This window comes from Mesorhizobium sp. M0293 (genome assembly GCF_040321735.1).
Taxonomy (GTDB): Bacteria; Pseudomonadota; Alphaproteobacteria; order Rhizobiales; family Rhizobiaceae; genus Mesorhizobium.
In genome coordinates, this window is sequence record NZ_JAMYSA010000005.1 from 17,547 (window position 1) to 29,200 (window position 11,654).

Here is an 11,654-nt window from a genome sequence, read left to right on the forward strand (position 1 = left end):
GTCAGGACTTTCCGAGGTAACGATCGAGGACATTCTTGGTAACGCGTTCGACCATCGGGTCTTGTCGTAGCAGGCCGGCGACCCATTCGCAGCTTCCGGCGTGGAACACCTCGCCCTTGCCGCGCGGGAAGTTGACGATCATGCCATTGCCGCGTTTGACTTTTTCCAGATTGGCGTCGCTCCTGTCGCCAAATAGCGTTTCTGCGGTGAAGCGGCCGTCCTCGTCGGTGAGGAACTGGTCCTCGATCGGGATATCGGCGCTTTCCTCGACCTGGGATGCCATGCCGACGGCGAGAACCTGGAGGCCTTCGGGCGCGCCGCTGGTCGCGGTCGGATAGGGCAGGCCGCCGCGTATCTCGAAGTCGAGCCCGTCGACCTCATAGCCATAGACATGGCTGTCGGCGCCCAGCAGGTCACCGTAGTAGATGCCGGTGCCGGCGAACGCCCAGTGTTCCGGCCGGTAGACCGGGAAGCCACGCACGCCGCGCGGCGCGCAGCCGCCCCAGCCGGCATAGAGGCCACGGGTCGCGTTGAGCCCGAAGGTCGCCGCACCCGGCCGGCCGATTTCCGGCGCCTCCCAGGAATTGGTGGCGCGGGTGACGTCACCACTGCGATAGGCTGGATCCTCGGCGCGGGCGCGGTATTTGTAGCAGACCTGCCGGCGGCCCTCGTCCTCGAACCGCGTCTGCCACATGAAATTACCGGCAAAGCGTGCCGCGTGGCCGCCGCGCTCGACATAGTTGTCAACCGCATCGCGCATTTCCCAGGTCCAGTACTCGTCATGGCCGACGAAGACGGCGCAGTCATAGCCGTCGAGAATCTCTGGCGAAACATGCAGATCGTGCTGACTAGCGAGATCGACTTCATAGCCGGCCCGTTCGGCGAAGCGGAAGAAGTGGCTGTCATAGCTGGCCCAGCCCGACGACGCGTATTTCTTCGAATGGCCGGTGGCGAGCGCCCATTCCATATGCGGATAACGCGGCACCGTCTTCGGCGGCACGGCGACTTCCAGCGGCACGCGCGGCGCATCCTTCGGCAGCACGACGAAGCCACGACACCAGGGGCGTTGTGTCGATACGATGGGCGAATACTGGTTGCGATCCGGCCCAGTGATGCCCTGGTAATGGTTGGAGCCGCCCCAGGTGTTGTAGGCGAGCCAGGTTCCCGTCGCCGCCACGTGCAGCACGCGGCCGGATTTCTTGCCGGGCAGGGGTGCGACGATGAAAATATGGTGGCATTGGATCGGCTTGCCGTCACGGCCGTCGGCGGTCAGCGTCACCCGGTAGGCGCCGGACGGCCAGTCGTTCCCGACACGGAACTCGAAGGACGCGTCCCAGCCGCACCCTTCTGCTGAGCACTGGTCCGGCGTGTCCTGCCAGCGCGCCGCGATGTCCGCCTGCTCGAACACTTTCGTCTCGGTGCCGCCGTCGCGGACGATTGCAATGTTGAATCGCGAGGCCGTCGAACTGACGTGCAACGCCACCGTCTCACCAGCGCGATAGGAAAACCGGTCACTGTAGCACCAGATCTCGCCGCGCTCGCCATCCATCTCAGGCCATTCGTAATAGTGGCCGCGCACCGCGTGCCGGCGCTGCTCCGGCGTCAGTCCGAAATCGGGAAATTCGGTCGGCAGTTGGGTCATGAACACCGGAGAAGTTCGAAGGCCGCCATTTCGGCGATCTGCCGGTCCAGCGTCAAATGGAAACGATCGGGCCAGCATTCGTTAGCCGCGCCCTTGGCCCCCGAGGTCAAAGAGACTATCTCCACACAGGGCGGCATTTCCGCCACGGGGGTCGGCATGCTCAGAGTGCAAAAGGTCAAGGTCGACGAGATCTACGTGCCGACGGCGCGCAAGAAGACGTTGCATCCCGAGACCGTCCGCCATCTGGCCGAGGACATTCTGGAAAACGGCATGAAGACGCCGATCCAGGTCCGCCACGACGGCAAACGCCATATCTTGGTCGAAGGCCTGCATCGGCTGGAAGCGGCAAAGTGGCTCGGCGAGACCGAGATCGAGGCCTATCTGGTGCAAGCCAAGCGCCACTGACACGTCGATAGAACATCCAGTTTCTCGATCAGACATGCTGCTTTGATAAGCCGAATGCCTCGGCGTTTGGCGGAAACGCGCCCGTCGCTTCGCCATCCTCGGGTCTCCGCGACGGAGCTGCGCTCCCGCTTCGCCCGTGGATGACGAAGGTGGGTGACGCTTCGGGCCAATCGAGACGGTGCTGACATTTTTTCGCCGGCGGTGTCGGTTTGCGGTTCATCGGCTCGTCCTTGGGACGGAAGCCAGATCAAACGCACACCGAGGACATCATGACCACCAAGCTCGACATCGCCCCCGCCAATGACCGCGAACTGGTTCTCGGCCGCATCATCGATGCGCCGCGCGAGAACGTCTATCGCTGCTGGACCGATCCGAAACTGGTGACGCAGTGGTTCTCGCCAAAGCCGTGGACGACACCGCGCGCCGAAATGGATGTGCGCACCGGCGGCTCGAGCCTAGTCGTCATGGCTGGCCCCGACGGCAATGAATTCCCCAACCCCGGTGTTTTCCTAGAAGTCATCCCCGGCAAGAAGATCGTCTTCACCGATGCCTACACAGAGGCTTGGGAACCGTCGGAAAAGCCATTCATGACCGGCGTGCTGACCTTCGAGGACGAGGGGACTGGCAAGACCCGCTACATCGCTCGGGTCAGGCACTGGAGTGTCGCCGACCGCGAACAGCACGAGAAGATGGGCTTTGACGAGGGCTGGGGCCAGTGCACCGACCAGCTCGAAGAACTCGCCAAAACGCTTTGATCAACCAAACGGTTTGATCAGCAAAACGCTTTGATATCGGCAGGACGCGAGGAGATCGATATGTCCAAAACCCTGTTTTTCGCCATTTTTGCTTCGGCCGCAGTGCTTCTTGGCTGCCCGGCCGCCACCCATGCAGAGGAGACAAAGTCCGTCATGACGACCGCAACGAACGCACTGCCGAAGCCGGAAAAGTCCGGTCTGCTGCCGATCAACGGCCTGAACTACTACTATGCCATCTACGGCAAGGGCGAGCCGCTGCTTCTGCTGCATGGCGGCCTCGGCACAACGGACATGTTCGCGCCGATCCTGCCGAAATTTGCCGAAAACCGCACGGTCATCGGCGTCGACCTGCAAGGGCATGGCCGCACCGCGCTTGGCGACCGGCCGTTCAGCGTGGAGGCGATTGGCGACGACATGGCAGCCATCGTGAAGGCGCTTGGCTACGACAAGGTCGACGTCATGGGCTATTCGCTGGGCGGCGGCGTCGCCTTCCGCATGTCCGTCCAGCATCCCGAAGCGGTGCGCCGGCTCGTCCTGGTGTCGACCGGCTACGCCGCGGACGGCTTCTACGCCGAGATGCGCGGCCAGCAGGCGCAGGTCAGCGCGGCGGCGGCCGATTTCATGAAGGACACGCCGATGTACAAATCCTACGTGGCGGTGGCGCCACGTCCGCAGGATTTCCCGAAGCTGCTCGACGCGCTCGGCAACTTCATGCGCCAGGAGTACGACTACTCAGCCGACGTCGCCGAGCTGAAGATGCCGGTCATGCTGGCCTATGGCGACAGCGACATGTACCGGCCCGAGCATGAGATCAAGTTCTACCAGATGCTCGGCGGCGGACTGAAGGACGCCGGCTGGATGCGCGAGAACCTGTCGCAGAACCGCCTCGCGATCCTGCCCAACCGCACCCACTACGACGTCTTCTTCGCTCCCGAGCTGACGGCCGCGGCACTGCCGTTCCTCAACGGCGAGACCAAGGTGAAGACCTGGGACGAAGTGGTCAGCGAAACGGAATAGGCTTGCCTGCTAATCGGCTGTCGGTCGTCTCCCACGAGGCGGCCGGCAATGTTTTGTGCCCTATAGCCGTGCCTATGAAGCCCTCGCCCGGCGCGGCTGCCTGAGATGCTTGATGCCGCTCATCTCGACGAAATTCGTCGCCGCGTCCCAGAGATAGTCGCCGTAGAAAAACGGCTCGAAGGGTTCCGGGCCGCTCAATGGCAGCGGCGCGATTTCGGCGTCGACACGCGGTTCGTAGAAGAACGGAATCGAGAAGCGCGCCGTCTTCGGCGCAATCACCCGGTGCCGCGTTGCCCGGATGCGCCCGCCGGTCCAGCGTTCCAGCAGCTGGCCGAAATTGACCGCCAGCGTACCGTTGGCCGGCGGCACATCGATCCATTCGCCGGCAAGGGTCTTTGCCTGCAAGCCCTCGACGCCGTCCTGCGCCAGCAAGGTGACGAAGCCGGAATCGGCATGCTCGCGGCCGATGATGGTGCGCGTCTCGCCCTTGTGAACAACCGAAAACTCCGGCCCGCTGGTGTCGACCCCGGCATTGGCGTCACGCAGGGGATAGCGGATCAGCCGCAGCGTCGAGATGCCATGCTCGAAATAGGCATCGAAAATGGTTTCCGGCAGGCCAAGTCCGCGGGCGATTCGAGCGCATCAGCGCGTTGCCCACCGCCTCCATAGCGCGGTAGTAGTCCGCTGCCGCCGCGCGCCAGCCGGGCAGGGCGTCGTCGGCCGGCAAGGGCGTCGGCTCGCACAACGGATCGTCGGAAGCCGGGGTGCGCGCCGCATGGGCGAGGTCCGGCCCCATGTCGATGCCTTCCTTGTAGGAAACGGCTGTCGGCTGCAGCGGGAACCAGCCGCGATAGACATTGTTTTTCGTGCGGTCGAAATTCCAGCGCAGCAGTTGCTGCTTCTCGGCGTCGGCAAGCGAGAAGATATGCAGCACTTGTGCACGTTTGTCCGGCGTCAGCCAATCGTCGCCGGGAAAGTCCCGGACCGCCATGAAGCCGATGCCAGCGGCCGCCGCCATGATCCTGGCGTCGGTGCGGTCGCGAGCGGGCGAGGGCGGCCCGAACAGGTCCGCAATGCCGATGGTTTCGATGTCCTGCGTCATGACTTCAGTCCTACCCGCATCACCATAATCGATGGCGTTGTATCAAAGCTTTTCAATTGACCCAATCGGTCCCGCCGCTACCTTGCCGCCTATTCTCTCCAACAATGGATCCGGGCGATGGCAAGATATGAGGGCGGATGCCTGTGCAAGGCGGTGCGCTACCGCACGGACGCAACCCCGATCAACGAGCGCATCTGCCATTGCCGGGTTTGCCAGAAGGCGATCGGCGCCGCCTTCAACGCACGCGTGCTGTTTCGCATCGACGATTTGACGGTCGACGGGCCGCTGGCGACGATAAACTCCTCGCTGGAGCTCAAGCGCGGCTTTTGCCCGAGTTGCGGCACGACGATGTTCTCCCGACGCGATTCCGCGGGCATCATCGGCGTCACCACCGGTTCGCTCGACGATCCGACCGCTTTCAAGCCGCAAATGCATATTTTTACGGCCTCGAAGCAGCCCTGGCTGGTGCTCGATGACGGCCTGCCGCAATACGAAGGCGCCCCGCCGCCAGGCTAGTTTTTTTCCTTCTCCCCTTGAGGGGAAGGAAGAGCGCAAGCCTGAACAAAATTTAATCCAAATCAACACGAGATAGCCGGCAAAGCGTCATTGGCGAGCCATCATTGTCTCCCCATTTAAGGGTCGCGGGCACGGCATTCGAGGAGACGACGGATGAACGACAGCATCAGCACCCTGGACGAGCTTTTGAGCGATCCGATGGTCCTGCTTGTGATGGAGCGCGATCGTGTGCGCCCTGAACAGGTGCGCATGCTGCTCGAACGGGCTCGTCGGCCTTCCATCGATGAACCTGTCGTTCCGCCGGCGCATGTGATCGCCAGGGCATGCCAGAAACTCTGGCTTTGCCCGTAATCGCGTTGCGATTTTCCCTATGAACCTCAAACCGGCCCAAGCTGGGTCGGTTTTCAATCGCGCGCATTTCGCCGCACCAGCTTACAAATCCGTAAATTGATTATCCTGCCCATGACGATAAGGCTTGCCCGACCGATATTGGTCGGTCCGCGCAGACCCGATCTCTCATGCATGGAATTCGACATTGGCTGACATCTGCACTCAAGGCCTGGACACGGGCTTTGTCGGGTTAGGGTATGCCAAGGTGGCGTTCCTGGGCGTGGTGCAAGGCATCACCGAATTGCTGCCGATTTCCTCGACCGCCCATATGCGCATCGTGCCGGCAGTGCTTGGCTGGCAGGATCCGGGTTCCGCCTTCTCCGCCGCCATGCAACTCGCGGCCCTTGCCGCGGTGGTCAGCTATTTCTGGAGCGATGTCAGGGACATCCTGTTTGGTTCGCTCGATGCCCTGGCGCGACGCGATTTCGCTGACCGGCATTTCAAGCTGGCGCTGTGGATCGTGCTGGCGACGATCCCGATCGTCATCGCTGGCGTCGCGCTGTCGGGCCTGCTCAACGCCTGCAATTCGCCGCTGCGCAGCCTGACGGTGATCGGCTGGGCCTGCATCGCCATGGCGATCCTGCTGGCGCTGGCCGAGATTTTTGCCCGCCACCGGCGCACCATGGGCGAAGCCTCGCTGACTGATGCGCTGCTTGTCGGTGTCGCCCAGATCGGCGCGCTGATTCCTGGCGTGTCGCGCTCGGGCTCGACCCTGACGGCGGCACTGGGGCTCGGCTTCAAGCGGGCCGAGGCGGCGCGCTTCTCGTTCCTGCTTGGGCTGCCGGCGATTGCGCTGGCCGGCCTCAAGGAGCTTTGGGAACTGCACAAGGTCCATCTCGACGCCCATGGCTGGTCGGTCCTTGCCGTCGGGCTGGTCGTCGCCTCGATCTCCGCCTTCTTCGCCATATGGGGGCTGATGCGCGTACTGGAGCGTTTTTCGGCCTGGCCGTTCGTCATCTATCGCGGCGTGCTCGGCGTCGTCCTGCTGCTGGGCGTGGCCATGGGCTGGCTCGTTTAGGGCACTTTCACAGTATCGCTTGAAACGGGCTATATCCGTACCGGACCCCGAATCTGGATTCCGGTACGCGCATGGATTTCTTCACCCTTCTGCAATCAGTCCCACTGCTGCTGGCGCTGGCCAAGGGCGCGCTGCCGTCGGTGGCGGCCTTCGGCATGGGGTTTGGCCAGTGGGTTGCCTCGCTGCCGCCATGCCGGGACTTCGCCTTCGAGGCGACCAGCTATCTCGTGTGCGAGGTCGATCCGAAGCGATATCAGGTCGAGTTGTTCTGGAAGGATCCGGCGGGCAAGCCGTTTCAGTCGCTGCACAATCTCACTGCCTCGCAGGAGGCGGCCGGGCGCACGATGCTGTTTGGCATCAATGCCGGCATGTATCATCCGAACCTCGCGCCAGTCGGTCTTTATGTCGAGCAGGGCCAGGAAATGGCTTCTGTGAAGACGGGGTCGGGAAGCGGCAATTTTTCCCTGCAGCCGAATGGCATTTTCTACATGCGCGACGGCAAGGCTGCGGTTCGCGCCACCAGGGATTTCGTGAAAAGGCGTCCGCCCGTCGACTATGCGACGCAATCCGGGCCGATGTTGGTGATCGACGGCCGACTGCATCCGAAATTTCAGGCCGACGGCACCTCGCGAAAAACACGCGACGGGGTCGGTGTGCGCAAGGATGGCGTCGCGGTCTTCGCGATTTCGAACGGCACCGTGACCTTCCATGCCTTCGCCCGTCTTTTCCGCGACGCGCTCGGCTGCGACAATGCGCTGTTCCTCGACGGCACGATATCAAGCCTGTTTGCGCCTGCCATCGGCCGCAATGACGACTACTGGAATCTGGGGCCGATGATCGGCGTTTTCAGGAAGCCCTAGCGGCTTTGCCGACCCCACAAGGCTGGCCGATCCCTTGCACGGAGAGCCAGATTTCGCTGTTTGGCCTACGTGAAAAAAATTGATTCAAACTTTATTGGTAATTTCTCATTCATAACTGATCCGGTTTGTCCGTCGGCTGTCGCTTTGCCCTCGGTCTGTTGTGTTTTGAGTACAGGTCCAGATGCGGATTCCGGGCGCCATCAGTTTCTTGATCGCATCGCTATGCCTTGCCGGCTGCACGTCGACGGCCGGCGTCGACGCGCTGGATTTGCAGAAACCGTCCAGCGAGACCACGAGTTCCGTGATCCGGCCGCCCGCACCTATCGCGGCAGTGCCAGCGGCAACGGCCAGACGAGCGCCAAGGGTCGAAATGGCGCCGGTGGACGAAAGCCCCCGGCCTTTCGGACTGGCGGAGGAAGAAACGGTGGCGCTTTCAGCGCCTGAACCGTCGGACAGCGTCGAGCCGTCAATCGAGCCGGCGGCCCTTGTGTCGCCGCCGAGGCTGCTGAGCCGCGCAGCGCCGCCGATGCTTGCCGGGCCGCTTACCCGCTATGGATTTCGCGATGCCAAGCCGATCAATTTCGGCAAGGCTTCGCCCCGCCATCTTGCCGTGCACGGCGTCGACGTCTCGCGCTGGCAAGGCAACGTCAACTGGGACAAACTGCGCGCCCAGGGCGCCAACTTCGCTTACATCAAGGCGACCGACGGTGGCGACCACCTCGATCCGATGTTTACCAGGAATTGGCGCAATGCCGACGCCGCCGGCCTGAAGCGCGGCGCCTACCACTTCTTCTACTGGTGCCGCACGGCCGGCGAGCAGGCCGACTGGTTCATTCGCAACGTGCCCAGGGTCGAAGGCGCTCTGCCGCCGGTGATCGACGTCGAGTGGAACGGCGAATCCAGCTGCAAGCGGCGGCCTTCGCGCGAAAAGGTGCTGGAGAAGATGCAGGTGTTCATGGACAGGCTGGAGCGCTACTACGGCCAGCGGCCCATCATCTACACCGCGCCCGATTTCTATCGCGACAATCTGCGCGGCGCCTTCCTCGATTATCCGTTCTGGCTGCGGGCCGTGGCGCGGCACCCGTCAAAAGTCTACCCCGACCGCAAATGGCTGTTCTGGCAGTATTCCGGCTCCGGTCTGTCGCATGGCGTCACCGGCCGCATCGACCTCAACGTCTTCCACGGCGACGAGCGGCAGTGGCGTGCCTGGGCCGGCGGGCGGGTTTCCGTCGCCGAAGCCGACTGACGCAGTCCACTAGGCCCGGCGTCCTTCGCTCTCCCTGATCTCAGCCGTCCGGGCGATCGCGAAGAATGGAACACGTTCCTGGCTGTGAGGCCGTCATGACGCTCCGCGGGCTGTTGCTGTTTGCGCTGCTCAGCCCTTTTGGATTTTGAGAATATACAAGACATTGCCGTCGCCTTGCTGTCTATGTTCAGGTTCCTGCACTCCGGGGGGAGACGAGTTGGAACTCAAGATTATGCTTGTCGGCTTTGCCTGCGTGGTCGCCGGCATGTTGTCGCTCATCACCTTCCTGAAATGGCGAGAGGTGAAGGCACTCAGCCGCTGGTTGCCGGCGCCGGGAAAGATCATCTCTTCGCGCGTCGAAGCCCGTGAAGTGAGGCGCTCGGGCGTTGGCTCGGACAGCACTGATACCACCGAAATGCGCAATTTTCCGGCGATCACCTTTGAATACAAGGTCGGCGGTAAGAAATTTCAAAGCTCGCGCTACAGCGTGCAGGAGAATCTGGGAAATTTCGAGGTCAAGGAGACCCTTGCGCAGTTTCCCCGCGGCGCGGAAGTGACTGTCTTCTACAATCCGGCCGATCCGAGCAAAGCCGTGATCGAGCGTACCATGCCCGAAGGCGCTTTCAAGTTCATGGTCCAGCTTTCGGCGGGGCTGGTGATCGGCGCGCTGGTGCTGGTGTTTTCGGTCGGCGGTGTCCTGGAGGCGATCGGCCCGCATCTGCCCAAGCCGCAGAACCTCGGCGCGGGAGCGCTGCTGCTGTTCATGGGCCTGTTCGCCCTGCGCATGGGCTTCGCCCAGAAGTCGCTCGCCGACCAGGCGGCAAAATGGCCCGTCGCCGCCGGCCGCATCGATGCCTCGGGCCTGCAGGCGCTGCGAAGCCATTCAGGCTATCGACGATGGCGCACGGTCTTCAAATCCCGCATCGTCTACTCCTATGGCGTTGCCGGCCAGCGCTACAGCGCCGATCGTGTGACCTTCGGTGCCACCGTGACGGCTTCGCTGCCCGGCCTCGTCGGCGGTCAGGCACGGCAGTATATCGAGGGCAGCAAGGTCGACGTGCACTATGACCCCGCCAACCCCGGCTCGGCCGTGCTCGAATGCCGGGTGCGCGGGCTCTGGCTGCTGTGGGTCTGTTCGGCTGGCTTTCTCGGTGGCGCCGCATTTCTGGTCGGGCTGTTCTGAGGCGCCGGACCCCTTCAGCAGCGAACGAGGGGGCCGCTGTCGAAGCCAGGCCAGGTTAACCGCAGCGTGGCGTCATGCCTGACTATATGGATGACGCGCGTGAACGGCTCCTCCAGCGACGGGTCAGAGCCGTAGCATTGGCTGGCATGCACCACCCAGCCAGTCGGATTTTTGCGAAACGTCGCGTGCTCGCAGCCGAATTCGGGAAGCGACAGCGCCGCCCGGTCTACGGTGAAGACGGTTTCGCGCTGAACGTCGGCGGCCGCACTGCAGTTCAGCCGGTCGCTGGACCATGTCCCGACATACGGTGCGGCCGCCAATGCAGGCCCGCCCGCGAATGCAGACATTGCCACCGTTATTGCCAAACGCCGCATCACCAGCTTGTCTCCTTCGGTCAGGGCGCTCGACCATACAGGCTGTTGGGTTCGCAAGGGACAAGTTTTCGACGGAACGGACTACGCAGCCGTTCCGGATTTCGCTTATGGTTTCACACGGATGATGCGACTGTGCCGGCTGGCCTTGCCTGCAACCGCTCTCCGGGAAGAGCGGCAAATCTACGGGACTAGCTTATGCTCCTTGAACACGCCGATACGCTGCGATGAGCACGCACGTCGAAGACATGAGAAATCTCGGACCAGCCATGGCGCGGATGCTGGCGGAAATTGATATTCTCGATGATGAGGATTTGCGCAATTTTGGCGTCGTCGAAGCTTACCACCGACTGAAGTTTCGGTTCGGGCGGCATGTGACGATCCTCGCACTCTATGCGATGGAGGCGGCAGTTCGCGGTTGTGACTGGCGGGCGCTTGATACCGAGACAAAGGAAAATCTGCTTAGGCAGGCGCGTCAGAACCCAGCGAGGGGCACGTTTTCATCCGGGAGAGGATAAACGCAGCCGTTCCGGATTTCGCTTATGCTTTTGCGCGGACGATGCGACTGTGCGAGCCGGCATGCAGCCCGCATCTGGCTTTCACAACGCTTTCCAGGGACATTTGATGATCACCCGCAAACTGGTCTTCGTTTTCCTGGGCCTGCTCGGCCCGATGCAGGCTGCCTTCGCAGAAGACTGTCTGCTGAGCCACGCCACCTATCGGGAGCCACGTTCGGGTGCCGTCATGCAATTTCGGCCGCTCGCCAACGAGCCGGCGGCGCTGACGGCGGAAGTTTTTTCGCTGAGCGTGCCGAACACCGACACAAGCCTGCCGGCCGACATCACCTGGACCAACGGCAAGAATTCATTCCCGCTCGGCACCATCCGCCACGCCTGCACCGACGACGACCGCGAAGCGGGCCTGCAGGATGGCAGCGGGCTGTGCAGGATATGGGATGGCCAAGTCTACGCCCTGACCGGCGGCGGCGCCGAACAGTTGAATTCGCGCGAAGCGACACCCGCGCCGAAGGGGCTGCTTTTGCCCGATTTCGGCGTGGCTTTCACCGAATGGGCCGATTTCGCCAATGCCAATCCCGACGGCTCGGCGTGGGATGCCTTCACTTTGACGGGATGCAGCGATGAGTAGCAC

General features: G+C 62.7%; 15 protein-coding genes. 11 read left to right on the forward strand and 4 right to left on the reverse strand.

The features are described from left to right. Window position 1: 1 nt before the first annotated feature. Window positions 2-1,642 (reverse strand): N,N-dimethylformamidase beta subunit family domain-containing protein, encoded by a 1,641-nt coding sequence (locus tag NKJ06_RS03340; protein WP_352629082.1) that lies wholly within the window; start codon window positions 1,640-1,642, stop codon window positions 2-4. 156 nt (window positions 1,643-1,798) lie between these two features. On the opposite strand from NKJ06_RS03340, the gene NKJ06_RS03345 reads away from it, so the two are divergent. From NKJ06_RS03345 to NKJ06_RS03355, 3 genes are all read left to right on the forward strand, one after another. Then, window positions 1,799-2,047 carry a ParB N-terminal domain-containing protein gene (locus NKJ06_RS03345; protein ID WP_013532091.1) on the forward strand — a complete coding sequence of 83 codons (249 nt, stop codon included), beginning with the start codon at window positions 1,799-1,801 and terminating at the stop codon, window positions 2,045-2,047. A gap of 269 nt (window positions 2,048-2,316) precedes the next feature. Further along, a complete protein-coding gene (locus tag NKJ06_RS03350; RefSeq protein ID WP_352629080.1) occupies window positions 2,317-2,802 on the forward strand; it encodes an SRPBCC family protein in 486 nt (161 codons plus the stop codon). A gap of 60 nt (window positions 2,803-2,862) precedes the next feature. Further along, a complete protein-coding gene (locus NKJ06_RS03355; protein WP_352629079.1) occupies window positions 2,863-3,819 on the forward strand; it encodes an alpha/beta fold hydrolase in 957 nt (318 codons plus the stop codon). A 72-nt stretch (window positions 3,820-3,891) separates the two neighbouring features. Here NKJ06_RS03355 and NKJ06_RS03360 read toward each other — a convergent pair whose 3' ends face one another. Both NKJ06_RS03360 and NKJ06_RS03365 read right to left on the reverse strand, forming a co-directional pair. Then, the gene (locus NKJ06_RS03360) at window positions 3,892-4,251 is read right to left on the reverse strand and encodes a 2OG-Fe(II) oxygenase family protein (RefSeq protein ID WP_352629078.1); all 360 of its coding nucleotides are present in this window, start codon (window positions 4,249-4,251) and stop codon (window positions 3,892-3,894) included. A 106-nt stretch (window positions 4,252-4,357) separates the two neighbouring features. Beyond that, a complete protein-coding gene (locus NKJ06_RS03365; protein WP_352629077.1) occupies window positions 4,358-4,921 on the reverse strand; it encodes an isopenicillin N synthase family oxygenase in 564 nt (187 codons plus the stop codon). 117 nt (window positions 4,922-5,038) lie between these two features. On the opposite strand from NKJ06_RS03365, the gene NKJ06_RS03370 reads away from it, so the two are divergent. The 6 genes from NKJ06_RS03370 to NKJ06_RS03395 all read left to right on the forward strand — a co-directional run bounded on the left by NKJ06_RS03370 (window position 5,039) and on the right by NKJ06_RS03395 (window position 10,134). Then, window positions 5,039-5,437, forward strand: coding sequence for a GFA family protein (locus NKJ06_RS03370; RefSeq protein ID WP_352629075.1), 399 nt, complete (start codon window positions 5,039-5,041; stop codon window positions 5,435-5,437). A 153-nt stretch (window positions 5,438-5,590) separates the two neighbouring features. Next, on the forward strand, window positions 5,591-5,788 hold the full coding sequence (locus NKJ06_RS03375; RefSeq protein WP_352629073.1) for a hypothetical protein: 198 nt from the start codon (window positions 5,591-5,593) through the stop codon (window positions 5,786-5,788). Window positions 5,789-5,972: 184 nt separating this feature from the next. Then, complete coding sequence (locus tag NKJ06_RS03380) at window positions 5,973-6,845, forward strand: undecaprenyl-diphosphate phosphatase (protein WP_352629071.1); 873 nt, start codon at window positions 5,973-5,975, stop codon at window positions 6,843-6,845. A 71-nt stretch (window positions 6,846-6,916) separates the two neighbouring features. Then, a complete protein-coding gene (locus tag NKJ06_RS03385) occupies window positions 6,917-7,705 on the forward strand; it encodes a phosphodiester glycosidase family protein (protein WP_352629069.1) in 789 nt (262 codons plus the stop codon). Window positions 7,706-7,886: 181 nt separating this feature from the next. Next, the gene (locus NKJ06_RS03390; RefSeq protein WP_352629067.1) at window positions 7,887-8,951 is read left to right on the forward strand and encodes a glycoside hydrolase family 25 protein; all 1,065 of its coding nucleotides are present in this window, start codon (window positions 7,887-7,889) and stop codon (window positions 8,949-8,951) included. A gap of 217 nt (window positions 8,952-9,168) precedes the next feature. Beyond that, on the forward strand, window positions 9,169-10,134 hold the full coding sequence (locus NKJ06_RS03395; RefSeq protein ID WP_352629064.1) for a DUF3592 domain-containing protein: 966 nt from the start codon (window positions 9,169-9,171) through the stop codon (window positions 10,132-10,134). Between the two features lie 14 nt (window positions 10,135-10,148). On the opposite strand, the gene NKJ06_RS03400 is transcribed toward NKJ06_RS03395, so the two are convergent. After that, entirely contained in the window at window positions 10,149-10,481 is a 333-nt protein-coding gene (locus tag NKJ06_RS03400; RefSeq protein WP_352629062.1) for a hypothetical protein, read from the reverse strand. A 251-nt stretch (window positions 10,482-10,732) separates the two neighbouring features. Between NKJ06_RS03400 and NKJ06_RS03405 the strand changes: the two genes are divergently transcribed. Together NKJ06_RS03405 and NKJ06_RS03410 are read left to right on the forward strand one after the other, a co-directional pair. Further along, the gene (locus tag NKJ06_RS03405) at window positions 10,733-11,023 is read left to right on the forward strand and encodes a TfoX/Sxy family DNA transformation protein (protein ID WP_352629060.1); all 291 of its coding nucleotides are present in this window, start codon (window positions 10,733-10,735) and stop codon (window positions 11,021-11,023) included. Window positions 11,024-11,129: 106 nt separating this feature from the next. Beyond that, window positions 11,130-11,651, forward strand: coding sequence for a hypothetical protein (locus tag NKJ06_RS03410; protein WP_352629058.1), 522 nt, complete (start codon window positions 11,130-11,132; stop codon window positions 11,649-11,651). The last annotated feature ends 3 nt before the right edge of the window (window positions 11,652-11,654 follow it).

What these genes read in the sequence shown, in the direction of transcription:
- NKJ06_RS03370 (WP_352629075.1), top strand. Translation starts at nt 5,039, where the DNA reads ATGGCAAGATATGAGGGCGGATGCCTGTGCAAGGCGGTGCGCTACCGC.
- NKJ06_RS03350 (WP_352629080.1), top strand. Translation starts at nt 2,317, where the DNA reads ATGACCACCAAGCTCGACATCGCCCCCGCCAATGACCGCGAACTGGTT.
- NKJ06_RS03385 (WP_352629069.1), top strand. Translation starts at nt 6,917, where the DNA reads ATGGATTTCTTCACCCTTCTGCAATCAGTCCCACTGCTGCTGGCGCTG.
- NKJ06_RS03390 (WP_352629067.1), top strand. Translation starts at nt 7,887, where the DNA reads ATGCGGATTCCGGGCGCCATCAGTTTCTTGATCGCATCGCTATGCCTT.
- NKJ06_RS03410 (WP_352629058.1), top strand. Translation starts at nt 11,130, where the DNA reads ATGATCACCCGCAAACTGGTCTTCGTTTTCCTGGGCCTGCTCGGCCCG.
- NKJ06_RS03355 (WP_352629079.1), top strand. Translation starts at nt 2,863, where the DNA reads ATGTCCAAAACCCTGTTTTTCGCCATTTTTGCTTCGGCCGCAGTGCTT.
- NKJ06_RS03400 (WP_352629062.1), bottom strand. Translation starts at nt 10,481, where the DNA reads ATGTCTGCATTCGCGGGCGGGCCTGCATTGGCGGCCGCACCGTATGTC.
- NKJ06_RS03405 (WP_352629060.1), top strand. Translation starts at nt 10,733, where the DNA reads ATGAGCACGCACGTCGAAGACATGAGAAATCTCGGACCAGCCATGGCG.
- NKJ06_RS03340 (WP_352629082.1), bottom strand. Translation starts at nt 1,642, where the DNA reads ATGACCCAACTGCCGACCGAATTTCCCGATTTCGGACTGACGCCGGAG.
- NKJ06_RS03365 (WP_352629077.1), bottom strand. Translation starts at nt 4,921, where the DNA reads ATGACGCAGGACATCGAAACCATCGGCATTGCGGACCTGTTCGGGCCG.
- NKJ06_RS03375 (WP_352629073.1), top strand. Translation starts at nt 5,591, where the DNA reads ATGAACGACAGCATCAGCACCCTGGACGAGCTTTTGAGCGATCCGATG.
- NKJ06_RS03345 (WP_013532091.1), top strand. Translation starts at nt 1,799, where the DNA reads ATGCTCAGAGTGCAAAAGGTCAAGGTCGACGAGATCTACGTGCCGACG.